This is a genomic window from Ruegeria sp. HKCCA5839 (genome assembly GCF_013035585.1).
Taxonomy (GTDB): domain Bacteria; phylum Pseudomonadota; class Alphaproteobacteria; order Rhodobacterales; family Rhodobacteraceae; genus Ruegeria.
Genome location: NZ_WQIE01000003.1, coordinates 226,028 through 252,898 on the forward strand (window position 1 = coordinate 226,028; position 26,871 = coordinate 252,898).

Consider the following 26,871-nt stretch of genomic DNA (forward strand, 5'->3'; position numbering starts at 1 on the left):
GGTGTACGGATCACGGTTTTTGCAAGATCGGATCCGTTTTAGGGGCGAATTGCGCGGGTCTGACATCGCCGTCAGGCCAGTGCTTTGTTCTTCCATCTCTGTCCAAATTGGCGCATGTTAAAGGAAATCTTTCGTGCAACAGAAATCCTCGGCCGGGCCATTTCGGGAACGGGGAACATGAACAGAAAACAGGGAGACTATCTCATGAAAAAACTGGGTGTAAGCCTGATGGCGATTGTTGTGGCCACCGGCGCGCACGCCGCGGATATGGGCGCGGTGGACGAGCCGATCAAACTGGCGATCAATGAATGGACCGGGCAGCACGTCACCACTCATGTCGCGGGCGAGATGCTCAAGGCAGCCGGGTACAACGTGGAATACGTGACTGCCGGCATGATGAACCAGTTTCAGGCGCTTGCTGATGGTGACATCGACGCTACGCTGGAAATCTGGTCGTCGAACGTGTCAGACGAATACTCCAAGAAGGTTGCAGAAGGCACCGTTGTTGAAATCGGCGATCTGGGTCTGAATGCCAAGGAAGGCATCGCATATCCTGCACATGTCGCTGATCTGTGCCCCGGCCTGCCTGCGTGGGAGGCGTTGAAGGACTGCGCGCAAGTGTTTGCAACCGCTGAAACTTTGCCCGGTGGTCGCCTGGTGGATTACCCGGCCGATTGGGGCACACCCGGTGCTGACCGCATGACCGGGCTTGAACTGCCGTTCAAAGCCGTTCCTGCCGGATCCGAGGGCGCCTTGATCGCCGAGCTTCGCGCATCGACCGAGCGCAAATCGCCGCTGCTGATTACGTTCTGGCAGCCGCATTGGGCGATGTCGGCCTATGATGTGCAATTCGTTGATCTGCCTGCAGGCGAAGAAGCCTGCTTTAACGATCCTGCCTGGGGTCCGAACCCGAACGCCGTCAATGATTGCGACTTTTCACCCTCGCGTATCTTCAAAGCCAGCTGGAGCGGCATGGAAGACAAATGGCCTGCGGCTTACGAAATCCTCAGCAACTATCAACTGGCCGTGGAAGATCAGCAGCCGATGATGGGGGCCATCGACGTTGACGGCGGCTCTGTTGAAGAGGTTGTCGCGGCGTGGATGTCGGAAAACGAAGGCAAATGGCGCCCGGTTGTTGACGCCGCAACGCAGTGAGCTTGCATTAGTGACTGAAACGAACCCGCCAGCCATCGCCTGCCAGAACCTCTGGCAGGTGTTTGGCAATGGCGCCGAAAAAGCCCTGACCGACGCGCTGTCTCGGTCAGGGAATGACGCTGACAAAGCCGCCGCTGATCTTCGCGAAAACGGGTTTATCCCGGCTGTGCAGGACGCCAATTTCGAGGTCAAGGAAGGCGAGCTGTTTGTCATCATGGGCCTGTCCGGCTCGGGCAAATCCACATTGATCCGTTGCATTTCGCAGCTGTTGCCGGGCACCGGTGGCGAAATCCGGGTGGATGGAGAGAATGTCGTCGGGGCCTCCAAGAAAAAGCTGACCGAGCTGCGCCGCAAAAAGCTGGGAATGGTGTTCCAGCATTTTGGCCTTTTCCCGCATATGACCGTTGCCGAAAACGTAGCCTACCCGCTGCGCGTGCAAGGTGTTGGCCGCAAGGAACGTCTGGCCCGCGCGCAAGAGGTGATCTCACTGGTTGGGCTGGAAGGGCGTGAAGACAGCTTTCCTCGCCAACTGTCCGGGGGGCAGCGGCAGCGTGTGGGGATTGCACGCAGCCTGGCTGTGAACCCCGATATCTGGTTTCTGGACGAGCCATTCTCGGCGCTCGATCCGCTGATCCGCCGCCAGTTGCAGGACGAATTCCTGCGCATTCAGGCGACATTGAAGAAATCCATCGTTTTCATCACTCATGATATCCAAGAGGCGCTGAAACTGGCTGACCGCATTGCGATCATGCGCGACGGCAAGATTGTTCAGATTGGAACGCCGACGGATATCGTGTTGCGCCCCGTCGATGACTATGTGCGCGAGTTTTCCAAAGATGTGGCCAAAGGCCAGCATGCCAAGGTCGCCTCGGTCATGCGAGAGGGTGAGGCGCAGGGCCCTGATGATCCGGGGCTGACAACTGCCATGACGCTGGATGCCGCCCTGGCGCGGTGTATGGAGCTGTATGAGCCGGTTCCGGTGCGCGATGCCGATGGCAAGGTTGTCGGCACTGTGAACCCGTCTGATCTGGCCGCCGCGTTGCAGGTGGACGAGGCATGACGGCCGTTACAGATCTGCCGACGCAGCCTTCACTTCATCTGACAACTGGTGCCAAAGCCGCGCTGATCACGGTGGTTGTCGGCGCCGTCTGCCTCGCGCTCGAAGGCGTCGCCCCTTGGTTGGTCAAATGGCCTGCGGCATGGGAACTGCCTGCGACGAAATGGGTTGGAGCTTTCCTCGATTGGTTTCTGAATCTGATCAAACCGGCAATGCGCATGTTTTCGGACCTGATGGCCTACCCGATGAATTGGGCCAATTTTGTTCTTGGCAACACGCCTTGGCCGATTGTGATCGGGATCGTGACGGCGCTGGGCTGGTATCTGGGTGGTTTGCCTATGGCCGCTTTGGGCTTTTTAGGGCTCAGCTTTGTGCTGGCCTCGGGCTATTGGGCCGAAAGCATGAACACGCTGGCGCTTGTGGCCGTATCCGTGCCGGTCGCGCTGATCATGGGCGGGGGCATCGGCATTCTGGCCAATGAAGTCCCACGCGTCAAAAGCGCCGTGCAGGCGGTTCTGGACATCATGCAGACCGTGCCGACCTTTGCCTATCTGACGCCCTTGTTGCTGCTCTTTGGGTTTGGCCCGGTTGTTGGCCTGATCGCCTCGGCCATCTATGCGGCACCCCCCATGGCCCGGAACGTGCTGCTGGGGCTGGAACGGGTCGAGCCCGAGATCAAGGAAGCGGCCATCATGTCCGGTGGCACGCGGTTGCAACAGCTGTTTCAGGTCGAAATTCCAGCCGCCACGACGCAGATCATGGTGGGTGTGAACCAATGCCTGATGGCGGCGCTGTCCATGGTGATCATCGCGGCTGTGATCGGCGGGTTCAACGATATCGGTTGGGAAGTTCTTCTGACCATGCGTAAGGCGCAATTTGGCGAATCCCTGATGGCCGGGTTGGTGATCGTGGTGTTTGCTGTGGTCATTGACCGGATGAGCGGCACCTTGGCGACCGAACGAAAACGCTATGACCGCCGCGTGGTGTGGGCGATGCTGGGCTTTGCGGTTCTGTTCACCGTGGCGTTCCGCAATTGGTTGCCCAACCCCTCGGAATTGACGGTACTGGACCCGATGGCCCAGGCTGTTGACAGCGGCTTGACCGCCTTTACCCAGAACAACGGGCCCTGGCTGGATGCTCTCAAGAACAACTCGCTGTTCTATGTGCTGCTGCCACTGCGCATTGGTCTGGACCAGGCTGTTTTGCCGTTCACCTGGGGGTTCCAATGGACCTCTGGCATGAGCTTTGGGCTGTTTGCTGTTGGCGCTGTGATTGCTGGCCTGATGGCCTGGCGTGGTCACCTGACCGGCGGGCTGATCGTAATGATCCTGATCGGTATTCTGGAAACCGGTATCTCGAACCTACCCTGGCCCTTTGTCCTGACCGGAGCAGCGGCCTTGGGCTATGTTGCGGGCGGGTTGCGTCTGGCTGCTCTGTCGGTGGGGCTGCTCAGCACAATTTTGGTGTCCGGCCTGTGGGAACGGGCTTTGCTGTCGCTGTATTTAAGTGGTGCGGCGGTCTTTAGCTGCGCGGTCTTTGGCGGGTTGATCGGTCTGGCCAGCGCTGTCTGGGCGCCGGTCTGGAAGGTTGTGCGGCCGATTTGTGACATGCTTCAAACGATCCCGCTGTTTGTCTTCCTGATCCCGGTCCTGATGGTGTTCCAGATTGGCGAGTTTTCTGCCTTTCTAGCGATCTGTGCCTACGCGATTGTTCCGATGATCCGTTATACGCGGCACGGGCTGGTCAACACGCCTGACGAGATGATGGAGGCCGCAATCTCGAGCGGCGCGACCGAGTGGCAGATCATGCGCGACGTGCGCGCGCCTTATGCCGCACCGACCATTCTGCTGGGGCTGAACCAGACGATCCTTTATGCCTTTGCCATGTTGGTAATCGCTGCCCTGATCGGAACGACGGGGCTGGGCCAATCCATCTATCTGGCGCTGGGCCAGGCGGATGTGGGGCTTGGGGTCTCGGCAGGGGCCGCAATGGCCATTCTGGCTTTGATCGCCGACCGCATGGTTCAGGGCTTTGCGGAAGAGCGCCGGAAGGCGTTGGGGCTTTGAGTAACAGGCAGGGGCGATACCGTCGCCCTGCCTGATTCCATTCTGCAAAAACTGGTCGACTGTGTTGTTCCGTGCTATTTGGACCGTCACGCAATGAACCAACGGAGCCAACTGATGCACCTGGCCTATGTCACAACCACGGATCGCGGCGCTACCGATCGCCTGCTGAGCGCTGTGGCCGAACGTCTTCTGACGCGTGGTATCCTATTGTCGGGTGTGGTCCAGACCAATACGGAATGCGCCGACGATGCCAAATGTGACATGGACCTGCGGGTCTTGCCTGATGGCGATACAATTCGCATTTCGCAATCGCTTGGGTCGCATTCGCGCGGCTGTCGCCTGGATCCCGCAGCGTTGGAGCAGGCGGTCGGCTATGTCAGCGGGTCGTTGTCACAAGCGCCGCAACTGTTGATCATCAATAAATTCGGCAAGCACGAAGCAGACGGGCGCGGGTTCCGCCCGGTCATCGGCGAGGCGCTGGCTTTGGGCATACCAGTGTTGCTTGGTGTAAACGGTCTGAATGCCGAAAAATTCAAAGACTTCACAGGCGGTCAGGCCGAGCAACTGGAGCCAAACGGAGACGCAATCGTCGACTGGTTTGACCGTGTCGACGCAACACGTGCGGCTGAAGTTTGACCCTTTGCTGATCTACCCGAAGTTGGCTGTTAGCTCGCACGGTCTGTGCACCGGCGGAGGAGTTGACAGGCTTGCAAGTATTTGAGGCCAAGACCTTGCGAGCACCATCGGTGGCACCTGTAATGAAAGGTGTCATGTGGTTAAGAGAAGTGGTGGTGGTCGCAGTCTTCGGCGAACCGGTCTCTGCCTCGGATTTCCCTGTTTACAGGGAATTTACAGGGAAAATCTGAGGTTTTGGCCTCGGAAACGCCAATTCCGCCGATTTCTGCTCAGATTAAATGACGTTTTACAGGGGTTTAGGGGGCAATTCCCTGTTCTTTCAGGAACAGGGGATTTTGCGCATTGGAACAGGGATTGCGCCGGTGTGAACAGGGAAGCGATTGCCGGGAACAGGGATCGCGCCAAGGGCCGAAACTAATACAGCCAATTCGATCACCGGAAGCCTGGGATGCCAAGTTCCTTGAGGCCGCCGTCTTCCTCGTCTTCTGGCAGTTCGGCCCAGAGCAGCGTGCGCAACTGCAACTTCTGCGATTTCACAAAGCGATTGCCAGTGGCAATAAACGGCAACTTTGTCCCGCAGAGCAGTCATTCATGCCTGGCGCGGCGAATGTCCACTTCGAGCCCAAACCTCCCAGATGCTACGCAACGCCCGAATGACTGCTCTTGCTCATCAGCCGCTTGCCATTCCAGTAATCATTGCGCCCAGGGCGACAAGGTGGACAAGCATGAGCGCTTTGTCATTCCACAGTGCGCCGACTGCGAACCACCCCACGACACCCACAAGAAACAAGTAGAGGTTCCAAGGCGTCCAGCCAAACCCCGTCGCGGTGTATCCCATGATTTGAACGGCGGATGCGCCCCACTTGACCGCGAAAACCAGGCGCTCGCGCGATGACGCGAAGGCCAAGATGTCAGACGGCACGGGTTAACCCACCGTCGATGCGCAGGTTTTGCCCTGTCATGTAGCCGCCTTCCGCTGAGGCGAGCCACGAAATCAAGGACGAGACCTCAGAGGCATTGCCATACCGCCCCATAGGAATCCGCGCTTTACGGTCCTCGGTTTCGGGCAGGCTGTCGATGAAACCCGGAAGAACATTGTTCATGCGGATGTTCTTTGTCGCGTACTTGTCGGAATAGAGTTTTGTGAACGCGGCGAGCCCGGCCCGGAAGACGCCCGACGTGGGGAAAAGAGGATCAGGTTCGAATGCCGCGAAGGTTGAGATATTGATGATTGCTCCGCCGCCCTGCGCCTGCATCAAGGGGGTGACAAGCCGTGTCGGACGGATCGCGTTCATCAGGTAGACTTCCATACCTTGATGCCAGTCGTCGTCGCTGATTTCGAGAACCGGACCTTTTGGTCCGTGGCCGGCAGAGTTCACCAAGACATCGACGCGACCCCAGCGATCCTTCGCACCTTCGACCAAAGCGTTCAGCGCTTCTCCATCAAGGTTAGAGCCAGTAACGCCAAAGCCACCAAGTTCGCCACCGAGTGCCTCACCTTTGCCGGACGAGGACAGGATGCCAACTTTGAAGCCATCTTCTGCCAGTTTGCGTGCTGCATCTGCACCCATGCCGCTTCCGCCTGCTGTAATTAAAGCTACTTTTTCTACTGTCATATCGAGAATCCTTTCTGGTTGATTCCCAAATTGTCTGTTATCTGAGAAATTTCGATTCAGAATTGATGTCACATGACAGTAGAAATACTATTGCAGAATGACTGAACTTCCCCCGCTCAACAGTTTGCGTGCGTTTGATGCTGCAGGCCGCCGCCTCAGTTTCCGCTCTGCCGCTGATGAATTGGGCGTTACGCAAGGGGCTGTTGCACAGCACGTGCGCCAACTAGAAGCGCATCTTGATCTGATCTTGTTTGAGCGTGTTCCAAAGGGTCTGGCATTCACATCGGTCGGGCGCAGCTATCACAACAGGATTGCGGGGATCTTCGCTGACCTTCGATCCGCAACGGCAGAATTGAAGCCGGAGCCAAACAAAGTCGTCATCAGCGTCACACCGACCTTTGCTGCGAAATGGCTGATCCCCAATCTGCCGGACTTCACCGTAGCCCATCCTGATATCGATTTGCGGATTATGGCGACCGAAAGAGTTTCCAGCTTCCACAGCGACGGGATTGACCTTGCAGTGCGTCAGGGATCGCCGCCGTTTGGCGCGTCACTGGACGTAACGCTTTTGTTCAGGCAATCGCTGATCGCGGTCGCTGCGCCGCAGTTTGGGGACATGGGTGACACTCCTCTTGAACCAGATAAACTTGCAAGTATGCCGAAGATCCATGACACCCACGACCAATGGCCCAGCTACCTCGCGCATTTGGGTGTACAGGAACAGTCGCCTCGGCGCCTTCGTCTGAGCCAAACGTCTCTTGCGGTCGATGCCGCTATCGCCGGGCAAGGTCTGGCCTTAGTAAGCCGGTTTCTGGTGGCTCATGACCTTGCGGCTGGACGCTTGGTCGAGGTTGGCGCAGCGCTGGACGCGGGTGGAAGTGATTTCTATGTCCTCATGCCGCGAACAGCCAAGAACAGCGAGACGGTCATCAATGTCGTGACGTGGCTTAAGGCGCGCTCGGCCGAAGATAACTGACTGCCTAGGAACCTAAGCGGTCTTTCAGACCATCGGGATGAACGGCAGCAAAGTCCGCAGAGCGGTCATTCGTCGCGATTGCGTAAATGACTGCTCTGAGCCCAAACTTACCGAGTTGTTGCATCGTAGCGAATGTCGGCTACGAAGTGCCCCCGCCACAACAATGGCGGAGGGCTTTGCCGTTTAAAGCGCTTTGCGGAAGACCACCTTGTCGTCGCCATCGGCCCAAAAGTCGCGGATACGTGCTTCTTCTTCATAGCCATTCTGAGCGTAGAACTTGCGCGTCAATGCAAAGTCGTCCGTGCCGGACGTGTCTACAATCAAGATGCGTTGCCCCTTTTCCTTTAGGCGCTGCTCGGCTGCACTTACCAATGCCGCCCCCAGCCGTTTGCCTTGCAAATCAGGGTGCACCGCGAGGGCGAGCATGTTCCACGTCCCGTCGGCGAGTTCCTCGGGCACTGTGTAGCACAGGCCCACAGCTTCTCCGTCGCTATGGCAGGTCAGCCAAAAGGCTTCTGTTTCGCCTGCCAATGATGGCGCCAGCATGTCTGGGAGCATTTCGCTCGGGAAAAGCTCTGTCCCATCCAGCACTGCCTGAAGTCCTGCAATGTCGTCGGTTGAAGTCGCTTTAATGATTGTGTTTGTCATTTTCTGTTTATCCTGATCGGTTGTCGTATTGAGGGTTCACGGAGCGAATGCCGAGCCTTGTGGCGCGGTAGGGTCGTCCGTTTTCAGATTTGATGAGCCGCCGTTTCTTCAGGCGGTCAAAGAGCTTTAGCGAGCAATCAGCCAATACGTGGCCGTCGCTGGTGAAGCATGAAACTTCGCACACTTTGCCGTTCGCCATACGCTCAAAATGGATGGCTACACCTTGCGCCAGAACGTGCAAAACACGCTGTTCGTGTTTTGAGATATTCAACAGATTGTCTCTTTAGTTTATGTCAGCAGAAAAGGCTTCCAGCATCTCGCGCAGAAGTCTTCTGGTTCAAGTTGGTCCAATCAGGTGGACCTTAGCGGCGGGCCGCAATCGTAGACATAAATTCTCCATCGCCCTGCGTTCGTGCAGCAGGTGAAAGTGAGCTAGTACGACAAGTACCGTTTTGCAAGCGGACATTCGGAAAACCAAAGTCAATGGCAGCAATGTCCACGTAGCAGACATTCACTGAATTCTGCCGAACGTCTGCTCCGAGCCCACTTTGGCCGGTGCTGCGCGTTGCCCCAATGACAGCTATGCGCGGAAAGCAGACTTTGCGTCGACAAACATGCGACGCGTTTCATCGGTATCTGATCAGAGTATCCAGTATCGCTTGCCGCGTTGCGTCATCATTTTGGAAAATCCTGCCGGCCAGAAACTCAGATGGAAACTCCGGCCACGTTTTGCGCATTTCGATGATAAGTCGCTGAGCTTCTTCGGTATGTCCCAACTGATCTTGCGCAACGGCTTGGAATAGGAGGGAAGGAGCACTTACAGGCGCACCGGCTGCGGGCGCTCCTTGAAAAGCTTCGACAACCTTTTTGTAATTCCCGAGCATCAGTTGCGATACACCCCAAATATTTCGTGCGCCAAAGCGGCCCGATCCTGACCTTAGTCTTTCTGGATTGCTGACCTCAGCCGCAAGATCCGGAGCGTTCGCCATGATGGCGGTGATGCCGACAAGATCCAGAATGTGACCATCATTCGGCGCAAGCTTGACCGAAAGTCTTGCGTATTTCATAGCCTCGACTGGATTGTTTTGGGCGGCCAAAACCCAACCATTTGCACCGTTTGCCCACGCATCAGTGGGAGATAGATCAAGCGCTATTCCCGACATCTCGGCAGCTTGGCTAAAAAGGTCGTCTCTTTGTGCCTCATCAGGGGACAGCATGGCCAAAGTCGCCAGGACCTGTGCCGATCCGGCATAACCGTCGGAGAGTGCGGGGTCGAGCTCCGCGGCATGCTGAAACATTCCCAGTGCTATTTGCTGGCGCTTGATATCAAAAACAGGGAAAAACATCCCTCGGGCTTGATCCGCAAGATTAGCCGCCTGAAGCCTTGTCAAAGATTGCTCACCAAGAGCAGTTCGCTCAGCCTGTTCGATAGATTGGGCTGAGGGCAAAGCTACCTTGTTATCCCGAGTGAACCAAAAGCCAGCCACCGCAATCAACACTAGGCAACCCAGCCCAATTGGCAGCAGTTGTACCAGACGTTGATTCCCACCAATCAGATCGCTGTCCTGAGCGGTTGAGTCGTCGCTTCCTGTCTTTCTTCCTTGCGAAAACCGTGGCTTGTATCCGCCGGAATCAACAAAAATTCGAACTCCCTCACCGTCCCATTGATCTTCATAAAACTCATGCAGCAGTCGCCGCAGGCGCCTGGCTTCGACGCGGACAAGGTTTCGACCACCAGTGCCATCAATACTCCGACCGTAGACTTCGACCGCGATTGCTTTACCCCGGATCTGGGTACCACGACCCGCGAGAGTTTCTTCGACCACGTATGTAAGAAATTGTTGGAGTCGAGGCGAAGCCTGGAACGCGACGCTGGAGACAACGCTCTGAAGTGCCTGTCGGACAAGCTCCGGCGATGGCGGTGCAACATCTTGATCTATCGGCAATTCATTAGCTTGGTTCAAAGCAAACTCACCCCCAACTCACGGTGACTCACTTGGCGCATGTCGTCAACCGCACTCATCTTGATGTGAGAATAGATAGTGGGAACCGGGGATTATCCAGTGACTTGGGAACAGAGTGACGAGCTTCCAGATCTTTCCGATGCGCTTTCAGGGCGTACCGAAACGGATGCGTTACTCAACGAGGCAATCGAAGACCTAAAGAAAGTTACTGCGCTGTTGGATGACACATCGATCACAGCCAAAGAGCGCGCGGAATGGGCCCACATCAGATCCGAACTCGTGAACGAGCTTCGCCGGATGATGAAGCGCAACTTTCGTAGCATTTCCAACTGAGGGCACAGCCATGACAAAAGAAGACAACGGCAAAGAACTTAAGAACGAACAGATCCAGAAATCTGACGACATCGAAAACCCTTCCCGGCGACACGTTATGCAGGGACTGGCAGCAGGTGCGGTCGCAACCGGTGCCGTTAGCTACGGTACAGGAACTGCACAGGCGCACCCCGGTGATGGGCCACTAGGCGAAAGCCTAAAGAACCCGTACGGCGGCAGGCCTGCCGGGGGCATCACTCTGCCGGAGTACTTCCGTCCTACCAAATACATGACGGGCTCGAATGCGAACTATTTCCCGCTTTCCGAGGACCTCGGGCCCGACGAAATGCGGATATCGTTCTGTGGTTCGACGCCCTTTCCGCCCCGCGAAGATCAGGCTGGGACTTGCATTATGGTCGAATTGGGTAATGGAAAGAGGTTCTTCTTCGACTTTGGCTCGGGCTGCGTCCGCAACATTATCGGGATGCAGGTTCCGGGGCAGTTGATCAACGACATCTTCATCACACACCTGCATGTCGATCACTATGCAGACATCCCTTACATCTACCCGTTCCGGGCTTGGTCTGGTGGATACACGCCGCTGCGCATTCACGGCCCTTCTGGTCGGACACCGGAGCTTGGTACAGCCGGAATGGTGAAAGGCATGCAGCAGATGCTCAAATGGCATCTTGAGGCCTTCGATGTGTTCCCGATTGGGGACGGCTACGAGATCGAAGTTAACGAATTCGATTTCCGTCAAGAAGGCGGCATCGTCTATGACGAAGATGGCGTGACTGTTCGGTCCTGGCCTCGTAGCCACGCCAAAGACGGTGCAGTCGGGTATCGGCTGGATTGGAACGGACTGAGCTTTGTTTGGACCGGCGACGGCCGCCCCGATGAACTGAGCCTTGAATACGGAAAAGGCGTCGATGTGTTTGTGACCGAAATGTCTGGACAGGATATCGGTCAGTTGATGACCTACAAGTACGGCCTGCCGCAAGAGCTGTTCAACTACACAATCGATACGCATCATACATCGCACTATGCGGTCGGTAAGATGATGGCTGAGGCGCGCCCACGGCTTGCAATGGTAACCCACTATACGCAAGACGAGGATATCGATGCCGAAATGCTGGCGGGAATCCGTGCCCACTATGATGGGCTGTTCGCTTGGGGTTTGGACGTCGCTGTCGTCAACGTCACCAAAGATGCAATCTGGTATCGCAAGGCGACACTTCCCGGAAAATCTGGTTCGGTCGCGCCATTCCGCGAATTGGGCAAGATGGAAGCAGAAGGCAAGATCACGTTGCCGGATGAAATCAAGCCGCCAGCACCGCGGTCATCACGTGCCGAACAGCAGGACCAGAAATACCGCGATATGGAGATCGATCCGAAAGAATACTATCCAGCTGACGTATTCCGTGCTCCCGATCCCGAGTGGCCCAGCGATTTCGTAATCAAGGTCGATGACGTCATCCCGAATCGCAAGAAGAAGGCGGAGTAACGGCATGATCGAATTTGGGTCGTCATCCGCAATCCCTGTAACGATCCTTACCGGCTTTCTTGGAGCCGGTAAGACAACACTTTTGAACCGCATCCTGACCGGCAATCACGGGTTGCGGGTTGCGGTTCTGGTGAATGACTTTGGATCAATAAACGTTGACGCCGACTTGGTAGTCGGTCTCGAAGATGATGTGATGAGTTTGGCAAATGGCTGCGTGTGCTGCTCGATCCGAGATGACCTGATCGAAACGGTAGAGGCCGTTCTCGCCCGGCCCGAGAAACCGGAATACATCGTCCTTGAAGCAAGCGGAGTGTCGGACCCGTCATCAATTGCAATGACATTCACCGATCAAAAGTTTCGGGACATGATCCGCTTGGACAGCCTCATGTGCCTGGTCGATGCGGAACAGCTATTTTCTGCGCCGGAACAAATGGAACTGAAGCTCCGTCAAATCGCGTTCTCGGACATGGTTATTTTGAACAAGGTCGACCTCGTCGACAGGGCAGCTGTTCAAAGGGTGCACGATTGGCTTGGGTCTCGCTTCCGTCGATATCGTCTGGTCGAAGCCATCAACGCAGACGTCCCACTGGATATACTTCTTTCCGTTGGTCGCTTTGCCGCCGAACAGCTAGAAACAGAAGTACCCGATCATCACGAGCATGGACCGGATTGTGGTTGCCACCACTCTGATCACTCGGACAGCTTCTCAACAACTATGATGAAAGCTGAAAGCCCGATAAGCTTGTCTTCTCTTCGGAGTGCAATTCGAAAGCTTCCAGGCGACGTTTATCGCCTCAAGGGCTTTGTTTTTAGCGAGGAGGATCCGGATCATCGCATTCTTGTACAGGTAGTCGGAAAACGCATGGACATCGCAAGGGATGGCGCATGGGGCCACCGAAAACCCGAAACAAGGCTTGTTGCAATAGGTGCACCCGGAGCTCTTTCGGATTACGAGCTTTCCGATGCGTTGTTAGCAAGCGCATAGCGGCATGTTCGACAAAACTTGTTTGCGTGTTTTTCTTGAATTCCAACACGTAACAGCTCGAAAGCCCGCAGCGCTGAGGACCAAAAAGTGGAGAAATACCCTATTGCTTAAGCAGTTTAGGAAATGGAGCCAAGCGATCAGATTGCTTGCACTTGCCACTGCGATTGCCCTGTCGGGAACGGCTGTGCGCGCGCAGGACGTCTCAAGTAGAGAGCTTGAAGACTCAACCGCAAATCTCGGATTGCCGAGTTCAGCTGGAGGACAAGATGCCGAGTTGCTTTCTGCGTTCCACGGGCTCGAGGCGTTGCCCCGAGTAGCAAATCTCATTTGCAGAGGTTCTAGGGGCAAAGATGGGATGCCTGTTATTTTTTCTGCCGAGGTAGATCTGGAAACTTTGCAAGCTGGCGACTTCAGAGTCGTAACAAAATCAGGTCAGATCGGAACAATGCATTGCGCATCAGTATTGCCTGCCACCGATCCCGGTGAGTTGCGCACGGTGCTTCTCATCGGGGATATTGGGAACGCTTCCGAGGATCCACCGGTTCAAGTCGAGGTTATTGGACACCTTCATTCCATCGATGGAACGCTTGATTTTCGAGGTGCCACTGTAGCCGTGACTCCGCTGGAAGACGGGCCGTCATTGATCTTTGCCGAGGTTGTTGAAGATTGGACTTTGGTCGGAAACTTGGGGCCACGCCGAACCAGAGGAAGCCTTTGTCCAAGTGACAACGTCGTACAGGCCATTCGGGTAACTTGGGCGGGTGGCGTTACGCTGGCGAACGGCAAGGAGCCTGGCGATGCGGAACGTGATCTGTACAGGATCGTCGTAGAGGCCGAAGATGGATCTCAACGCACAGTTGCGCCCGCCGAACTTGCCGATCTGGGTGACGGTGACAATAACCACATGCTCTGCCTTGATACTAAGGATCGACCTATCTCGGTTTCCTTTCCAGCTGGCATTTTGACGGATCCGAATGATGATCTGAACCCAGAAACCAGCGTATTTGTTTCAAAACCCAATTAACAAACTGCTTTAAGGTTTGTTCGGCTGGACTTTTAGCCGAAAATGCCCGGCCGGACCGGTTGCGGGTATTGCAGCGGTAAATGCGAATGAACGGACTTGTTCGCCTCTCGGACATTGCAAACTCGGTTTTGAAGGTCCGCTTTGGGCTGAACTGCAGTCCTTTGGAGCAATACTGCGGATGTCTGCAAAGTCCGCAAAGTAGACGTTCAAGCAAGTTGCCGCGAACGACCGCAATGCAGGACTAAGCTGCCCTTAGCTGCGCTGCGGCACGTTTGCTTTTCTTGAACGACTGCTCAGCGGATAACGCTGATACGCCGCGGAAGAAAATATTCGATCGAACAGAGCGCATCACCGCTCAGCTGACTGTTCGGACACATCGCACAATTTTGTGTATGATGCCGCCGAGCCATACGCTCAAACAATTTCGGACAATATTTAATGTGGAGACGATAGATGCAGCATTTGCAAACCAAAGCCCGCAATACTTTTGTCGCCTGTATTAGCTCGTTTTTTGTTTTCGTGCCCGCAGTCTCGGCGGAGGCTAATTTCCAGACGACATGCAACCCAAAAGCGGACCAGGCTTTCAACGAAGGTCTGAATCTCATTCACAACATGATGTACATTCAAGCCGAAGAAGCGTTCAACAAAGCAGCGTCCGCGGATCCAACTTGTTCCATGGCACAGTGGGGAATCGCGATGTCGAACTTTCATCCTCTTTGGCCGGGCACTCCCAGTGAAGCCGAAACAGAGAGAGGCTCTGCTGCAGCAGAAAAACTCGCGTCAATGTCCTCCGAAAGCGCCGTTGAACAAGCATTGATCGACGCCGCCGTGGCTTTCTACGCCTCAAGCCAGGAAGGCTACCGCGCTCAGCTTAAATCGTGGGCGGAGAAACAGGTTGCAGCTGCGGACCAACATGCAGACGACTTGGACGCCGCGGCGTTTGCGGCGCTGGCGCGCCTTGCAACGGCGCCGCGAGGGGCCGACGGAATCAAAGTAAAATCGCAGGTGGGAGATACGCTGGACGCGCTTCATCAAAAGGCACCAGAACATCCTGGCGTCATTCACTACGCGATCCACGCCTATGACAATCCGCCACTCAAGGAGCGAGGCAGGCCGTACGCCGAGATTTACGATAAAACGGCTCCAAGCGCTCCACATGCGCTGCATATGCCCGCTCATATATTTACACGAACAGGAGAATGGGAAAAATCAATTGATCTGAACAGCCGGTCCGCCGAAGCAGCTCTTGAGCAATCAAAGGACGTGATACAAAGCCACTATGCGCATGCGATCGACTACATGGTTTACGGCCACCTACAACTTGGGAATACAGACGAAGCTGCAGGGCTGGTCGACGAAATGCTCGAAATTCAAAATCATCAGGCCAGTTTCGGAAGCGCATATGCGTTAGCGGCTGCACCCGTTCGCCTGCCTCTTGAGCAGGGACAATGGGACGTCGCGGCGGCACTGTCGCCTGAGATGCATCCGGTAATTCCATGGGAGAAATTTCCACAAACTGTTGCCATGCGGTGGTTCGCGATCGGTATCGGAGCTGCCCGCAGCGGTGATGTCGATACAGCGAAGAGTGCGCTTGCCGAGCTCAAGTCTTTGCACGCTGTGATGAAAGAGCGTGAGCAGGGCTATTGGGCGCAGTTGACTGAAGCACAGATCATGTCGGTGGAAGCCTGGATTGAACTGGCGGGTGGGGACTCTGAGACCGCATTTGCTAAGCAGGCAGCCGCGTCTGATCTCGAGGATAAGATTGGCAAAAGCCCGGTCACACCCGGCCACGTCCTTCCGGCTCGAGAACTTCTTGGGGACATGCTGATGGAGCTTGGAAAACCCAATGAAGCTGCGGTCGCTTATCGGGCGACGCTGGATCTTTCTCCAAACAGAGCAAGAAGCCTCGCGGCACTTCAATAAGTGGCAAAAACACACTTGGTCGGTGCTTTGTAGTTTTTTGCAGCAGCATCGACCGATTTGGGCAAAAGCAGCCACATAGCGAACATGACCCGAACGACTGCCATGCGGACGAAGCCGCCGTTTGCGAGCATAAATACAGGTACTGGGCAAGTTGCCGGTTCTAACAAAGCATGAACATGATATTGTCCTCGAGATACACCTCGGGAAGTAACAATGAGTCAACTTCGCCTTGCTGCAATCGTGTCTCTCGATGTCGTCGGCTTCAGTCGGATGATGCAGGGTGGCTCCAAGCCACTTCTCAAAACACTGAACACCTTGTACCGCGATTTGGTAACGCCGATCGTTGAACAAAAATCTGGCCGGGTGGTCAAACTGTTGGGCGACGGAGCATTGATTGAATTTCCGTCAGCAGGAAACGCCCTAGAAGCGGCAATTGCAATTCAAACCGAGTTGAGAGAGCCAGACCATCCTTATCTGGTTCCGGAACGTATCCAGCTTAGAGCGGGTTTGCACGTCGGCGACGTCACCGTCGACGGCGACGATATCTTCGGAGATGGAGTCAACATCGCTGCGCGGCTCCAATCGTCAGCTGAACCCGGGGGCATTCTGGCCTCAAAGGTACTTTGTGATCTTGCCGGAGCGGATTACGCTAAACGTTTGCGCCGAGAAGGGCTACACACGTTCAAAGGCATTGAACAGCCGATCGAAGTGTTGTCGATCAACTTCACCGATGAACATGTGTCCAAATCGCGCGCTAACTTCTCCAAAACACAGGAAATTCGGTTTTGCAAAACTGACGACAACATTAGTCTGGCCTGGAGCTCAGTTGGAGACGGTCCTCCGGTCGTAAAGGCGCCAAGTTGGATTGGACACTTGGAGCTTGACTGGCGCAACCCGGGGAAAGCTCCAATTTACACTTCCATCGCTCAACGACATCGTTTGGTCCGTTTTGATGCCAGGCTCAACGGTCTATCTGACTGGATCGCCGCAACATGCACGTTCGAACGGTTCGTTGATGACTTGGAAACCGTTTTCGACGCAGCGGGTATCAAGCGCGCGCCAATCCTTGCGATATCGCAGGGATCCGCGGTGGCAGCCGCCTTCGCAGCGCGCCGGCCTGACCGCGTGTCTGCGATCGTAATGATAGGTGGGTTCCCCATTGGTCGGGCAAAGAGAACGTCACAAAAAGATGTGAAACGCGCTACCGCAATTAAACAAATGATGACTGCCGGTTGGGACGATGATTATCCGTCTCTGCGCGATTTAATGGCGCAAATTATCGTGCCGGGCGCGAGCCATGAAGAACAGCGGCAATATGCCGAAGATATGCGCGAGATGATTTCACCCGAAAACATGGGGCGATATCGCGGCGTGATTGATAATATCGATATCACACCGATATTGTCCAAGGTCGAGGTTCCGTGCCTTGTTTGTCATGGGACAGGTGACAGGATGCAACCAGTCGAACAAGGCCGATTGTTTGCAAAGGGATTGCCCAACGCGAAGTTCATCGCCTACGAAAGCTCTAACCATACCATCCCGGACAACGATCCAGAGTGGCCACGTTTTGAAAGAGACGCTTTGGCTTTCTTGGCCGAACACAGCTGAGCTATTGCTTCGATCGCGCCCGGATTGTTGCGCAGTTATTCTTCCACAAACAGACGCAATAAGGGTCGTTCACTACCGTGATAGAAGACAAAGTTTCGATCAATGCAGTAAGATTGCCTTACGCCCAAGACGGCGAGGGAGACCCTGTCCTGTTCGTTCACGGTTCGAACGCGGATCACCGAGTTTGGGATGCGCACCGGGATCTAATGGCACAACACTGCCGCATGATCAGATTGACCATGCGATACTTTGGGACAGACGCATGGCCAGACAATGGAGAGAATTTCAGCATGCAAGTCCATGCTGAGGATCTCGCTGCCTTCATTCGAGGCCTGAAGCTCGAGCCCGTAACGCTTGTCGGATGGTCATGGGGCGCAGGGGTGTGTCTGACGATGGCTGTCCAGGATCCTAGCCTCGTTAAGCGCATGTTTCTGTACGAACCTGCGTTGGCAACGTTTGTCGCGGACAAGAAGACTTCACAAGCAGCTCTGCAGGATCGTATTGCCATGAGCGAACAAGCTCGAATGCTGGCCGAAGCGGGAGCTCTTGAAGGCACGGTACACAAATTCATGGATGGCGTGAACTCACAGACCGGCGCATTCAGTGGGCTTTCGACGGATGTTCGGAAGGTGATGACTGAGAATGCTCGGATGTTGCCGCTGCTTTTTACTGGACCACCGCCACCACCAGTCAAAGACAAAGACCTTCAGGATTTAGCATTGCCTGTGACTATCGCTCTGGGCAGCCAAAGTCGCTCTTTCTACAGAATAACAGCTCATACGGCGCACGCTCCGATCCCATCAAGCGAGTTGAAAGTGATTGAAGGTGCCCGACACTTGCTACCCGTTCAGAGGCCAGAAGAGTTCTGCCAAGCAGTATTGGATTTCTTAGGCCAGGATCAATCAGTAGAGCTTCAATAGATGTTTCCGACGTACGCTTTGCGTGGCCTGCGTCTGCGCGATCCACCGGTGACGTTTGCCCTTGTATGCAGTGTTGGAAGACTGGCCAAACGGCTCTTTCGGGCTCGAAGCGGTCGCTCGCAGAGTTTGGGCGAATTTCTGCTCCGTGGACTTTGCGGACATTCGCAGTATTGCTCCAAAGGATCGCAGTCAGCCCAAAGCCGACATCCAAAATCAAGTTTTGCAGTTTGTTTTAACACACTTCGATCTCGAATAATGTCAAAGAAACCCGCCACAGCGATCAAGATTTAAAGCACCGTCCAAACCGGGCCAAAAATCCAGTTTGGTGGGTTGAAGGCAGGTTTAGAAAGCTGCGCATACCAATCGGCGGGTGCGGTCAATATCCCGATTAGCATGCCGCCTCCGATCACGAGTGCAAGAAATGATATGCGGAGCATCCAGTTCGACATTGTAACGCAGCTTTCAGCAGTCCTGGGTCGATACGTTGACAACCGCTTCGGACGAGAAGGTTGCAGTATTGGTCTCACCTGCATCTGCATAGGACACTGTGGCGCCTTCGATCTCAGACCCGGTTACGGTGATTTCGCGTTGCCCGATTGTATCATCAACATCGATGGTAAAGGCGATATTGTCCCCGACTGCGAGGGAGGCGATCTCAAGTTCAACTGTATTTTGCCCGTCCACCACCAAAGGAATTTGCCGCAGTGCTTCAACGCCCTCAACGAATTCAAGCGGCTGGAACACCTCTACTCCTGCACCATTTTCGGTGACATCGAAAATCAGGCGTCCGGCAGATTGCGACAAGTCAATTTTGAGGGTCGAGGTTTCTATTTCGCACGTTCCGACATTCGTCAGGACAAAACGGTCCTTGGGTGCACCTTCTATGAAGCGAATTTGAACTCCGGCTTGAAGCGAGGTAGCTGCGAAAAGTACGAGGCACATCGCAATAATTCTGGTCGGAATCATGTTTGTCTCCTTTCGACATGTACCTGACAAATACGCTCTGGCAGCTTCCTTGGATCAGACTTGTGCCTTTTGAATATAGCGGTTCAGCCAACAGGTCCTATCGAATTCCCATGCACCGCACTTAAATCGATCCCCGAGTCCACCAGACCACCGTGCCAAGTCTGATAGGACGGCAAAACAACGGGTTCGTCTTCAGCGCAGGCTCGTTTGGTGTCCACACGCATTCACCACGAAATCTCAGATTGCGATTGAAAACCAAAGGCAAACCAGAAGGCGTTACATTTGCTGCATTCTTTTTCCAGCATGCGTTGTTTCGACCGTCTTGTTGATCCTCCGCTGGCGCGTTGTTTGGTTCTTGGCAATCTTTATCCAGCGAAGGACGTTGCGTCGGTAAGACGGGGGCAATTGCTCCCATTTGTCCATGTCCAACTCACCCGATAAATCGTCTGGCACAATCAGAGCATCGACGTCATCAAAAAAGTTCCATAATCCTGATGCCTTACTGGATTGTATGGACGCCTCTCCTGCGGGGTGCATTAAGCCTGCTTGCCTAAGGCGCTCTGCTCTGTCCTTGTAGCTTTGGGACCAAGCTTGCTGTTTTCGCGGGCTGATCAGTTGCGACGTCCGGTCTTCATCGATCATAAATCGTCTTCCATCAATCCAACCATGCGCGATCAGCGCATCCAGCACCTCTCCCCGACTGACATATTTCTGCGGATGTGCCGACTTCCACGTGATCAGGCGGACGCTATCTCGTTGGGTAAAATGCGTGCTCAGCCACTCCCACAGCTGATCACGGGATGTAATCTCAATATCAGTCATGCGCCACCATAGTGTTCATGCTTACGGCGAGCAACCGTAAGGTCGCCTATGGTGGCTTGAAGCTGACATCCGACAGATTTGACTGAACAGATGCCGGCCTATCTTTGAGAAAAAGGGAATTTCGTGTGAACAGATGGGTTTATTTTGGGTTCGCTTTGCTGGTTTCAGCGTGCAGCCCACCTCCCCAGGCTCCGTTGGTCACTGACGCGAACGGTCAGTCTGCCATCCAAATCAACACAAGCGGGCTGACATGTTACCAGTCGACATGTCTGGAGATCACGAGGGGCAGCGTTCGCGCGATCGGACACAAGAGAGCGCGGATTCCAAAAGGTATCGATGTCAGCAGCGGAACCGTCACCCCAGGCGAGTTCAAGCGGATGCGCCAATCAGCGATGCTGGCGGGTGGACCCGGTTCTGCCAATCGGTAGTCGAAGGAGAGGTCGAAATATGTTCAACGATGACGTCCAGGCTCGATGCCCGGAATGTGGATCGCCGGATACGGTGATTACGGGTGAGAAAGCTGCCTGTAATGCATGTGGGTACGAGGAGCCTTTTCTGCTTGATGATGAGGTGCTCGACGGAGCGCATGAGGTTGTGGCCAACGCGCAGAAAATGGCACGGGCGAGAGACGTTCTGCAACGATGGAATTTTGCGGGGTAAATGGGTGGCCTAGGAAGCCAGAAATCCAGAAAAGTGAAAACGCGCCGTGCAGACCGCTCAGGAACGACACGAAGGCCGCATTTGCCTAGGATGCGAAAAAAATCCGTTACCCTCCTTTTAATGGGCGTCGAATAACTCAGGAAGGATTCTGAAGGTATATTCTGCTGCGACTTGCTCGGCAGGGCTCACGCGCTTCATTGTGTGCGCGCTGCGCTGTAATCCTCGTCTGAGACATGCTCGATCCAGTCTGCAGTCGTGCCCTCGACAGACGTCTGCACAGCCAGATGGGTCATCGCACAGTCTGGCGACGCACCGTGCCAATGCCGCTCTCCTGGCGCGAACCACACCGTATCGCCAGGGCGCAACACCTGCACTGGTTGCCCTTCAGACGCAGCTAGGCCCACGCCCGACAAAACATGCAGCGTTTGACCGGCAGGGTGTGTGTGCCACGCTGTCCGTGCGCCGGGCTCAAAAGTCACCGTGAGGATCTTGACCGGCGAGGGATCATTCCCTGTCACAACGGGATCAAAGCGGACCGTGCCGGTGAAATACTCATTGCCGGGAAATTGAGAGGGCCGGTCCCCGGCGCGGTGAATTTTCATGATGTGCTCCTTCGTTGCGCTGCTCTTGGGGACTTAGCAGTGTTCCGATTTCAAACCCAGAGGCGCGCCGAGTCGACGCGGCCATCTGAGCACCATTGTCGAATACTCAGAAAGCAACTGAAACTGCTCAACGGTTTGAACAGGACCAACGTCCGAGTTTCGGACATTTCTGCCGGTTGCTGATGCCGCAAAATCGGCCTCCTCGCGATAGCCGAATTTCGTAGCTGATCGCTCCACCGCCGCGCGATTCCCCGAAAGCGGTCATTCAAAATAGTCAAAATGGCCGAAATCCAAACCGGACCTTCGCTGCGCCGGGTTCGAGCGTCTCACATGCGGACCTTCCCGACATTCGCTTTTCGCGCTTTGCTAGCGCAGCATTTGTTCGCGGCTGCGGCACATGTGCTGATGCAACGCAGCGCGTGTCGTCAATCTGGCCATTCATGAGTGTTGATCTTGCTAGACCTGAGACCGAGCTTTCTCCGAATTGTGTTTAGAATCGAAAGACGCCGACAATACGGACTTTTTAGCGCCAAAGGGTTTTGCATAGCCATGGGAAGCGTTGAGATCAAAATCATGTTCGTTATTTACCGCTACAGCACCACTAAGATCGCGATTTGGCACCGAGGCAAATTGGCTGAGTGTGCTGTACGGAATCAGACCGAGCAAAATGAACTACGAGGGGAAGCAGTTGAAAATCACCCAAAGTTTGGTGCCACCGGCCAGCATCGGTGGGAGGATGAAGATTCAGAGAGAAATACGGGGCGTTAAGAATTTTTGTCGGTTGCAACCAAAACCGCAATCGCTGTCGATTGGGCTTGGAATTGGTGGCGAAAGCGCGCAAAATTGCTGGGCGTCTTCATAGTCTATTAAGACTACGTTTTATCTCGCTGGGCTTTGAAATTAAGGACATTGCAATTGCCAACTGAGCTCTATGTTTACCTTCTCATGGGGGCGGCAGCTGGTGGGCTCATCAACGGATTGGCGGGATTCGGAACAGCTCTATTTTCACTTGGCTTCTGGCTAAATGTCATGCCGCCGGTTCAGGCGGTTTCAGTGGTTGTTGTGATGTCCGTCGCCAGCGGTTTGCAAGGCGTTTGGTTGGTACGAAGGTCCATTGCAGATCAGCCAAGGCGCCTTGCGCGCTTCTTGCTGCCCGCTCTTCCAGGGATACCGATGGGCGTAGCAGCTCTTTCGTACATTCCGGTGGAGACACTTAAGATGATCATCGCAGGTTTCATGCTGCTCTATGGCGGATTCTTCACTTTCCGCACCACGTTGCCAAAACTCGAACGCCCCTTACCAATAATCGAATGTATCATCGGATTCTTTGGTGGTTTACTTGGAGGTGCCGCATCTTTGTCGGGCGCATTGCCGACGATGTGGTGCGCCATGCGCCCTTGGTCTAAGGCTGAAACCCGTGCCGTGCTTCAGCCTTTTAACGTGGCTGTACTGGCGCTCGCTTGTATCATGTTTGCTTTCAATGGAGCCTATTCGTGGGATACTTTGATACTCATCGGCTTAGCGCTTCCTGTAACGATGATCTTTGCTCAAATCGGGATCACGTTGTTCAAGCGGCTGGACGATGATCAATTTCGTCGCTTGATCATCGCAATGATGTTTCTGTCGGGCATCATTCTTATGCTGCGCGCGCTGATTACTTAATTCGAGGTACCCTAATGAAAGGTCTTCGCGCGAATGTGAGAAATTGCAGGTACCCTGAATATCGCCGAATACTTGACCGTATTTCACATGCCAGTTGCCTGAAGGTTAGCGCCCTAAGTGAAATCACCGGTTCCTAACGCCGTACAAAGCATCACCAATCTATGACAAAACAAAGACACTCTGCGATCCAGAACTCTGGATGAACTGTTGCACTTCCAATGCCTCGAAATGCGGTTACAGCATCGCTGTCTCTACATCCAAGGATTTACCTATGTCAGCCACGGACATCGGTCGATCTGATTTCGCCAATGTCACTAGGATAAACAATGGTATGAGGCACTCCGATTCCGGTGCGACCTCATCTTTGTGCGCATCGATAGGCATACCTTCAAATGACCTCATCTGTGCGGTCATCACTTTCGCCGTAGCGTTTAAGGGTTGCAGGCCTGGTGCCTTCGTAGAGCCGTGCTACGTTCTTAGCGATTTTTGCGTTTTCCCGTTCAAAAAGACAGTCGCCGTACATGTCGGAGGCGACGATGAAGGGGCCCATGCGATTGCATTTAAGAACCCACATCGCCTGCGCGAGGCCCAGTTCCTCGTTCCAGTGCACAGCCTCCACATTCTCAACGCCGCGCCCAAGAAGCGCACCCGTGCCGTATCCGACGGTCGACAGGTAGACTGCGCCATTAGGCACGAAGTATTCTTTGTAGTCCTTCGATGTCATGCCGCCCTTGCCGACGATCAACTTTGCCCCGGTCTTGGCCATCCATTCAGGCAACCATTTGGCAAAGCGGAAAGATGCCGTCGCCGTCACAGCGCCCATGTCAAAAGACCCATCCGGGTTGATTCGAGCGGCGGGTGAGCAGTGGAAGTTGGCGGCGGATTGGGAGGGCAATTCCATCGGGATATTCGCCTTATCCTCTAACGCGCGCATATAGACACCTTCTCGAGCTGTGTACATCAGGCCATCAAGGTAGACGACATCGCCCAGGCGCAGATCTGCGATTTCTTCGTCGGTGGGTGTGGTGGACAGGATGATTTCACGTGGTGCGCTCATTCTGCTGCCTCCCGCACAGGTTCCCAGTCAATGGTTTCACGACGCTGATAGTCGGTGAACCAGTCTGGGTCCGTGCGATGTTCGACTTTCCCGTCCGCGTGGATGCGGGCGACGGCGCGGCGCGAGCTTAGGCAGAACGCATGCACCGACATGGGCATTCCGCCCGTGTGGCAATACCCAACTTCGATATTACAATCGATTACCATGTTCTTGCCGACAAACCCCATGGCACCCATACCGATAGAGTTACCAAGTTCTTTGAATTCATCCTCCATCTTGGCGATTTCTGGATCACTGTTATGCGATCCGACGATCCGCAACGTCGAGGCGCGTTTGCCCAGTGTCATGCAGATATCCTTGGATCCCCCCAACCCGATGCCGATGATGGCAGGCTGGCAGGCAAGGCCGCGTTTGCCGAAAGCCATAAGGCTGTCGAGGTAGAAACGCTTGATCCCCTGAATACCGTCAGACGGGAACAGCATCCGGTAATCCGAACCAAAAAGCCCGCCCTTGTGGACGGTGATCAGATCTACCCATGCGCCCTCGGGCTCATAGCCATATTCGATCTCCGGCGCGCCGATACCCACGTTGTTGTTGTGATCCGTCCGCCACAATGGATGCACTCGGTTCGGGCGTAGCGGAACACCGTTGGTGGCATTCGCCGTTGCTCGGCGCAGAGCGGCTTCAAGTGCGACCATACCGCCTTCAACCTGCGCTTCGTTGCCCATCTTGACGAACCAGCGCGGCACACCAGTATCGCCGCACATCGCGCGGCGGTCTTCCTTGGCGGCCTCGTAATTTTCCAGCATCGCCTTGAGAACAAATGACGACAGATCGCCGTCTTCTGTCCTAGCGGCCTCTTGTAAGCCATCAAGGTAGTCTTGCGGGATTTCAATAGCGGCCTTGTCCATCAGGGTTTCGGCGGTGGATTGGATCAGGTTTATGGGTATCATTGTGCTGCAACCAATGTTTCAGGCGCACCTTCGGGCAAGACAGTCTCGCCCGGGCGCACGATGGTGAATTGAACGGGTTCATTGTTCACGGCCACCTTGCCGTTTTGCAGTGTTGCGACCGTAAATGCGCTGTCTTCCATCGCACCAGGCTCTGGATAGTCTTCACGGAAATGCGCACCGCGGGAGTTTTCACGAGCAATCCCGGCTTTGGCAATGACCTCGGATACATCGCACAGTGAACGCAGATTGAGCCAGTCATGCCAGGTCAGGTTAAACGCAAGACTACTGTCCTCAACACCTACATCCATCAAGGCCTCAGAAACGCTTGCTATCCCTTTCAACCCGCGCTTCATGCCAGTCTCGGTGCGCATGACACCCACGTCGTCCCACATGATATTCTGCAACTGCTTTCGCAGCGGTAGGACAAGATCCGGCTTGCGGCTCAGCGGATAGATGGCGCGTTCGAACTCTGCCGCCAGCACATCTTCGTCTGGGTCACGTAGGCTCATGCCTGCCACATCGCGCCCCATCGTGTCGCCTGCGATACCACCATAGACAGTGGAATTGGCCACACCATTCCCGCCTAAGCGGTTGGACCCATGGGCGCCGCCGGCGTCCTCGCCGGCGACATAGAGCCCCTCCATCTCTGTGCGCGTGTCGACATCGACGACGACGCCGCCCATGAAGTAATGCGCCGTTGGCACAACTTCGACCTTACCGGCGGCCAGATCAAAGCCGCTGTCAGCGCAGCGGTTTACCATGCCTCTAAACTTCTTACGCACATTATCCGGCCCAAGATGTGCCATTGAGATGAATACGCCCTCTTGTTCGGGGTTGTTGTTCTTGCGCATCTCGGCATAGATACCCCTACTGACCACATCACGGGTGGCACGTTCGCCTCTGTCGTCATAATCGAACATGAACCGCTGACCAGTGTGGCTGATGAGCCGTCCGCCAGCGCCGCGCAGGCCTTCTTCCAGAACGGTGCCGGTCATGCGGGTATGATCCCCGGCAAGCAGTCCTGTTGGGTGAAATTGCACCATTTCCATGTCCCGCAAAGTTAGCCCCGCACGCAAAGCCATGGCCAGACCATCCATGGTCTTGTCACCGGATGGAGTGTGGTATTTGTACATGGTCGGCCCGCCGCCCGTGCCCATCATCACCGTTTTGGCACGCACCAGACGGAACTTGCCAGTCCGCATGTCGATCATCAGAACGCCCGCCATCGCACGGCTGTCTTTGGTCGGGATCAGACCCACCGCGCGGTGTTCTTGCAGTTTCTCAACACCGGAGGCGAGGACCTTTTCCATCAGCCGATTGATGATCTCGATCCCCGTCAGATCACCCTTGTGAACCGTCCGGTCCGCCGTTTGTCCGGCAAATGCCTTTTGGTGTAGCGACCCGTCCGCGTTGCGGTCAAAGAAACACCCGACCTCGTTTTCCAACTCGCGAATGCGGACCACGGCCTGCTCACACAAGCGCCATGCCATGTCCTGATTGGGCAGCCATTTGCCGCCGTTGATCGTGTCCATGAAGTGCCGTTCAACCGTATCGCCGCCCCCAAGGGCCACGTTGTACCCGCCCTGAACCATTCGAGTGCAGCCGCATTTTCCGATCAAGCCCTTCACCGCGATGGTGATTTTCGTCCCCTCTGGTGCCGTCTGCTGGGCGTGAAGTGCAGCGAACAAGCCAGCGCCTCCGGTGCCGAGGATAAGAATGTCGGTGTCGTGGCGTTCAATGTCAGAAACTTTCATG

26 protein-coding genes are annotated in these 26,871 nt (G+C 55.0%); 14 read left to right on the forward strand and 12 right to left on the reverse strand.

The window, feature by feature from the left end:
- Positions 1 to 204: 204 nt before the first annotated feature.
- The 4 genes from GOV38_RS10705 to GOV38_RS10720 all read left to right on the forward strand — a co-directional run bounded on the left by GOV38_RS10705 (position 205) and on the right by GOV38_RS10720 (position 4,914).
- Complete coding sequence (locus tag GOV38_RS10705) at positions 205 to 1,155, forward strand: ABC transporter substrate-binding protein (protein ID WP_171209869.1); 951 nt, start codon at positions 205 to 207, stop codon at positions 1,153 to 1,155.
- Positions 1,156 to 1,165: 10 nt separating this feature from the next.
- On the forward strand, positions 1,166 to 2,215 hold the full coding sequence (locus GOV38_RS10710; RefSeq protein ID WP_171209868.1) for a betaine/proline/choline family ABC transporter ATP-binding protein: 1,050 nt from the start codon (positions 1,166 to 1,168) through the stop codon (positions 2,213 to 2,215).
- The gene (locus GOV38_RS10715; RefSeq protein WP_171209867.1) at positions 2,212 to 4,278 is read left to right on the forward strand and encodes a proline/glycine betaine ABC transporter permease; all 2,067 of its coding nucleotides are present in this window, start codon (positions 2,212 to 2,214) and stop codon (positions 4,276 to 4,278) included. The genes GOV38_RS10710 and GOV38_RS10715 overlap by 4 nt, the downstream gene beginning before the upstream one ends.
- A gap of 114 nt (positions 4,279 to 4,392) precedes the next feature.
- Positions 4,393 to 4,914, forward strand: a complete 522-nt coding sequence (locus GOV38_RS10720) for a DUF2478 domain-containing protein (protein ID WP_171101929.1) — start codon at positions 4,393 to 4,395, stop codon at positions 4,912 to 4,914.
- A gap of 670 nt (positions 4,915 to 5,584) precedes the next feature.
- On the opposite strand, the gene GOV38_RS10725 is transcribed toward GOV38_RS10720, so the two are convergent.
- Positions 5,585 to 5,836: a DUF6552 family protein gene (locus GOV38_RS10725; protein ID WP_171209866.1), complete on the reverse strand. Its 252-nt coding sequence runs from the start codon at positions 5,834 to 5,836 to the stop codon at positions 5,585 to 5,587.
- Complete coding sequence (locus tag GOV38_RS10730) at positions 5,826 to 6,530, reverse strand: SDR family oxidoreductase (protein WP_171209865.1); 705 nt, start codon at positions 6,528 to 6,530, stop codon at positions 5,826 to 5,828. The genes GOV38_RS10725 and GOV38_RS10730 overlap by 11 nt, the downstream gene beginning before the upstream one ends.
- 97 nt (positions 6,531 to 6,627) lie before the next feature.
- Here GOV38_RS10730 and GOV38_RS10735 point away from each other — a divergent pair, with 97 nt between their 5' ends.
- The gene (locus tag GOV38_RS10735) at positions 6,628 to 7,506 is read left to right on the forward strand and encodes a LysR substrate-binding domain-containing protein (protein WP_171209864.1); all 879 of its coding nucleotides are present in this window, start codon (positions 6,628 to 6,630) and stop codon (positions 7,504 to 7,506) included.
- Between the two features lie 183 nt (positions 7,507 to 7,689).
- On the opposite strand, the gene GOV38_RS10740 is transcribed toward GOV38_RS10735, so the two are convergent.
- The 3 genes from GOV38_RS10740 to GOV38_RS10750 form a co-directional block, all read right to left on the reverse strand.
- The gene (locus tag GOV38_RS10740; RefSeq protein WP_174860045.1) at positions 7,690 to 8,154 is read right to left on the reverse strand and encodes a GNAT family N-acetyltransferase; all 465 of its coding nucleotides are present in this window, start codon (positions 8,152 to 8,154) and stop codon (positions 7,690 to 7,692) included.
- 7 nt (positions 8,155 to 8,161) lie between these two features.
- Positions 8,162 to 8,425, reverse strand: a complete 264-nt coding sequence (locus GOV38_RS10745) for a YjhX family toxin (RefSeq protein WP_171213005.1) — start codon at positions 8,423 to 8,425, stop codon at positions 8,162 to 8,164.
- Positions 8,426 to 8,780: 355 nt separating this feature from the next.
- Positions 8,781 to 10,118 (reverse strand): hypothetical protein, encoded by a 1,338-nt coding sequence (locus GOV38_RS10750; RefSeq protein WP_171209845.1) that lies wholly within the window; start codon positions 10,116 to 10,118, stop codon positions 8,781 to 8,783.
- Between the two features lie 99 nt (positions 10,119 to 10,217).
- Between GOV38_RS10750 and GOV38_RS10755 the strand changes: the two genes are divergently transcribed.
- The 7 genes from GOV38_RS10755 to GOV38_RS10785 all read left to right on the forward strand — a co-directional run bounded on the left by GOV38_RS10755 (position 10,218) and on the right by GOV38_RS10785 (position 18,394).
- Positions 10,218 to 10,451: a hypothetical protein gene (locus GOV38_RS10755; protein WP_171209844.1), complete on the forward strand. Its 234-nt coding sequence runs from the start codon at positions 10,218 to 10,220 to the stop codon at positions 10,449 to 10,451.
- Positions 10,452 to 10,461: 10 nt separating this feature from the next.
- Positions 10,462 to 11,934, forward strand: a complete 1,473-nt coding sequence (gene gntH / locus GOV38_RS10760; RefSeq protein WP_170473967.1) for a guanitoxin biosynthesis MBL fold metallo-hydrolase GntH — start codon at positions 10,462 to 10,464, stop codon at positions 11,932 to 11,934.
- Between the two features lie 4 nt (positions 11,935 to 11,938).
- A complete protein-coding gene (locus GOV38_RS10765; protein WP_171209843.1) occupies positions 11,939 to 12,919 on the forward strand; it encodes a GTP-binding protein in 981 nt (326 codons plus the stop codon).
- Positions 12,920 to 12,923: 4 nt separating this feature from the next.
- Entirely contained in the window at positions 12,924 to 13,943 is a 1,020-nt protein-coding gene (locus GOV38_RS10770; RefSeq protein ID WP_171209842.1) for a hypothetical protein, read from the forward strand.
- A 453-nt stretch (positions 13,944 to 14,396) separates the two neighbouring features.
- On the forward strand, positions 14,397 to 15,866 hold the full coding sequence (locus GOV38_RS10775; protein ID WP_171209841.1) for a lipopolysaccharide assembly protein LapB: 1,470 nt from the start codon (positions 14,397 to 14,399) through the stop codon (positions 15,864 to 15,866).
- Positions 15,867 to 16,079: 213 nt separating this feature from the next.
- Positions 16,080 to 17,474: an alpha/beta fold hydrolase gene (locus GOV38_RS10780; protein ID WP_171209840.1), complete on the forward strand. Its 1,395-nt coding sequence runs from the start codon at positions 16,080 to 16,082 to the stop codon at positions 17,472 to 17,474.
- A 77-nt stretch (positions 17,475 to 17,551) separates the two neighbouring features.
- The gene (locus GOV38_RS10785) at positions 17,552 to 18,394 is read left to right on the forward strand and encodes an alpha/beta fold hydrolase (RefSeq protein WP_171209839.1); all 843 of its coding nucleotides are present in this window, start codon (positions 17,552 to 17,554) and stop codon (positions 18,392 to 18,394) included.
- Positions 18,395 to 18,681: 287 nt separating this feature from the next.
- Here the strand turns inward: GOV38_RS10785 and GOV38_RS22570 are convergent, their stop codons facing one another.
- The 3 genes from GOV38_RS22570 to GOV38_RS10800 all read right to left on the reverse strand — a co-directional run bounded on the left by GOV38_RS22570 (position 18,682) and on the right by GOV38_RS10800 (position 20,182).
- Positions 18,682 to 18,933, reverse strand: coding sequence for a tryptophan-rich sensory protein (locus GOV38_RS22570; RefSeq protein WP_371810522.1), 252 nt, complete (start codon positions 18,931 to 18,933; stop codon positions 18,682 to 18,684).
- Positions 18,857 to 19,360 (reverse strand): aggregation factor core, encoded by a 504-nt coding sequence (locus GOV38_RS10795; protein ID WP_171209837.1) that lies wholly within the window; start codon positions 19,358 to 19,360, stop codon positions 18,857 to 18,859. Before GOV38_RS10795 ends, GOV38_RS22570 begins: the two co-directional genes overlap by 77 nt.
- 276 nt (positions 19,361 to 19,636) lie before the next feature.
- Positions 19,637 to 20,182: a YdeI family protein gene (locus tag GOV38_RS10800; protein WP_171209836.1), complete on the reverse strand. Its 546-nt coding sequence runs from the start codon at positions 20,180 to 20,182 to the stop codon at positions 19,637 to 19,639.
- 447 nt (positions 20,183 to 20,629) lie between these two features.
- Between GOV38_RS10800 and GOV38_RS10805 the strand changes: the two genes are divergently transcribed.
- Positions 20,630 to 20,842, forward strand: a complete 213-nt coding sequence (locus tag GOV38_RS10805; RefSeq protein WP_171209835.1) for a hypothetical protein — start codon at positions 20,630 to 20,632, stop codon at positions 20,840 to 20,842.
- 194 nt (positions 20,843 to 21,036) lie between these two features.
- Here GOV38_RS10805 and GOV38_RS10810 read toward each other — a convergent pair whose 3' ends face one another.
- Positions 21,037 to 21,444: a cupin domain-containing protein gene (locus tag GOV38_RS10810; RefSeq protein ID WP_171209834.1), complete on the reverse strand. Its 408-nt coding sequence runs from the start codon at positions 21,442 to 21,444 to the stop codon at positions 21,037 to 21,039.
- A 915-nt stretch (positions 21,445 to 22,359) separates the two neighbouring features.
- On the opposite strand from GOV38_RS10810, the gene GOV38_RS10815 reads away from it, so the two are divergent.
- The gene (locus tag GOV38_RS10815) at positions 22,360 to 23,106 is read left to right on the forward strand and encodes a sulfite exporter TauE/SafE family protein (RefSeq protein WP_371808535.1); all 747 of its coding nucleotides are present in this window, start codon (positions 22,360 to 22,362) and stop codon (positions 23,104 to 23,106) included.
- A 388-nt stretch (positions 23,107 to 23,494) separates the two neighbouring features.
- Here GOV38_RS10815 and GOV38_RS10820 read toward each other — a convergent pair whose 3' ends face one another.
- From GOV38_RS10820 to GOV38_RS10830, 3 genes are read right to left on the reverse strand one after another with little or no spacing between them, the layout of a single operon-like run.
- The gene (locus GOV38_RS10820) at positions 23,495 to 24,163 is read right to left on the reverse strand and encodes a fumarate hydratase C-terminal domain-containing protein (RefSeq protein WP_171209833.1); all 669 of its coding nucleotides are present in this window, start codon (positions 24,161 to 24,163) and stop codon (positions 23,495 to 23,497) included.
- Positions 24,160 to 25,116 carry a fumarate hydratase gene (locus GOV38_RS10825; RefSeq protein ID WP_171102668.1) on the reverse strand — a complete coding sequence of 319 codons (957 nt, stop codon included), beginning with the start codon at positions 25,114 to 25,116 and terminating at the stop codon, positions 24,160 to 24,162. Before GOV38_RS10825 ends, GOV38_RS10820 begins: the two co-directional genes overlap by 4 nt.
- A complete protein-coding gene (locus tag GOV38_RS10830) occupies positions 25,113 to 26,870 on the reverse strand; it encodes an L-aspartate oxidase (protein ID WP_171209832.1) in 1,758 nt (585 codons plus the stop codon). Before GOV38_RS10830 ends, GOV38_RS10825 begins: the two co-directional genes overlap by 4 nt.
- Between the last annotated feature and the right edge of the window lies 1 nt (position 26,871).

What these genes read in the sequence shown, in the direction of transcription:
- GOV38_RS10705 (WP_171209869.1), top strand. Translation starts at nt 205, where the DNA reads ATGAAAAAACTGGGTGTAAGCCTGATGGCGATTGTTGTGGCCACCGGC.
- GOV38_RS10715 (WP_171209867.1), top strand. Translation starts at nt 2,212, where the DNA reads ATGACGGCCGTTACAGATCTGCCGACGCAGCCTTCACTTCATCTGACA.
- GOV38_RS10720 (WP_171101929.1), top strand. Translation starts at nt 4,393, where the DNA reads ATGCACCTGGCCTATGTCACAACCACGGATCGCGGCGCTACCGATCGC.
- GOV38_RS10730 (WP_171209865.1), bottom strand. Translation starts at nt 6,530, where the DNA reads ATGACAGTAGAAAAAGTAGCTTTAATTACAGCAGGCGGAAGCGGCATG.
- GOV38_RS10735 (WP_171209864.1), top strand. Translation starts at nt 6,628, where the DNA reads ATGACTGAACTTCCCCCGCTCAACAGTTTGCGTGCGTTTGATGCTGCA.
- GOV38_RS10740 (WP_174860045.1), bottom strand. Translation starts at nt 8,154, where the DNA reads ATGACAAACACAATCATTAAAGCGACTTCAACCGACGACATTGCAGGA.
- gntH (WP_170473967.1), top strand. Translation starts at nt 10,462, where the DNA reads ATGACAAAAGAAGACAACGGCAAAGAACTTAAGAACGAACAGATCCAG.
- GOV38_RS10765 (WP_171209843.1), top strand. Translation starts at nt 11,939, where the DNA reads ATGATCGAATTTGGGTCGTCATCCGCAATCCCTGTAACGATCCTTACC.
- GOV38_RS10770 (WP_171209842.1), top strand. Translation starts at nt 12,924, where the DNA reads ATGTTCGACAAAACTTGTTTGCGTGTTTTTCTTGAATTCCAACACGTA.
- GOV38_RS10775 (WP_171209841.1), top strand. Translation starts at nt 14,397, where the DNA reads ATGCAGCATTTGCAAACCAAAGCCCGCAATACTTTTGTCGCCTGTATT.
- GOV38_RS10780 (WP_171209840.1), top strand. Translation starts at nt 16,080, where the DNA reads ATGAGTCAACTTCGCCTTGCTGCAATCGTGTCTCTCGATGTCGTCGGC.
- GOV38_RS22570 (WP_371810522.1), bottom strand. Translation starts at nt 18,933, where the DNA reads ATGCAGATGCAGGTGAGACCAATACTGCAACCTTCTCGTCCGAAGCGG.
- GOV38_RS10795 (WP_171209837.1), bottom strand. Translation starts at nt 19,360, where the DNA reads ATGATTCCGACCAGAATTATTGCGATGTGCCTCGTACTTTTCGCAGCT.
- GOV38_RS10800 (WP_171209836.1), bottom strand. Translation starts at nt 20,182, where the DNA reads ATGACTGATATTGAGATTACATCCCGTGATCAGCTGTGGGAGTGGCTG.
- GOV38_RS10805 (WP_171209835.1), top strand. Translation starts at nt 20,630, where the DNA reads ATGTTCAACGATGACGTCCAGGCTCGATGCCCGGAATGTGGATCGCCG.
- GOV38_RS10810 (WP_171209834.1), bottom strand. Translation starts at nt 21,444, where the DNA reads ATGAAAATTCACCGCGCCGGGGACCGGCCCTCTCAATTTCCCGGCAAT.
- GOV38_RS10820 (WP_171209833.1), bottom strand. Translation starts at nt 24,163, where the DNA reads ATGAGCGCACCACGTGAAATCATCCTGTCCACCACACCCACCGACGAA.
- GOV38_RS10825 (WP_171102668.1), bottom strand. Translation starts at nt 25,116, where the DNA reads ATGATACCCATAAACCTGATCCAATCCACCGCCGAAACCCTGATGGAC.
- GOV38_RS10830 (WP_171209832.1), bottom strand. Translation starts at nt 26,870, where the DNA reads ATGAAAGTTTCTGACATTGAACGCCACGACACCGACATTCTTATCCTC.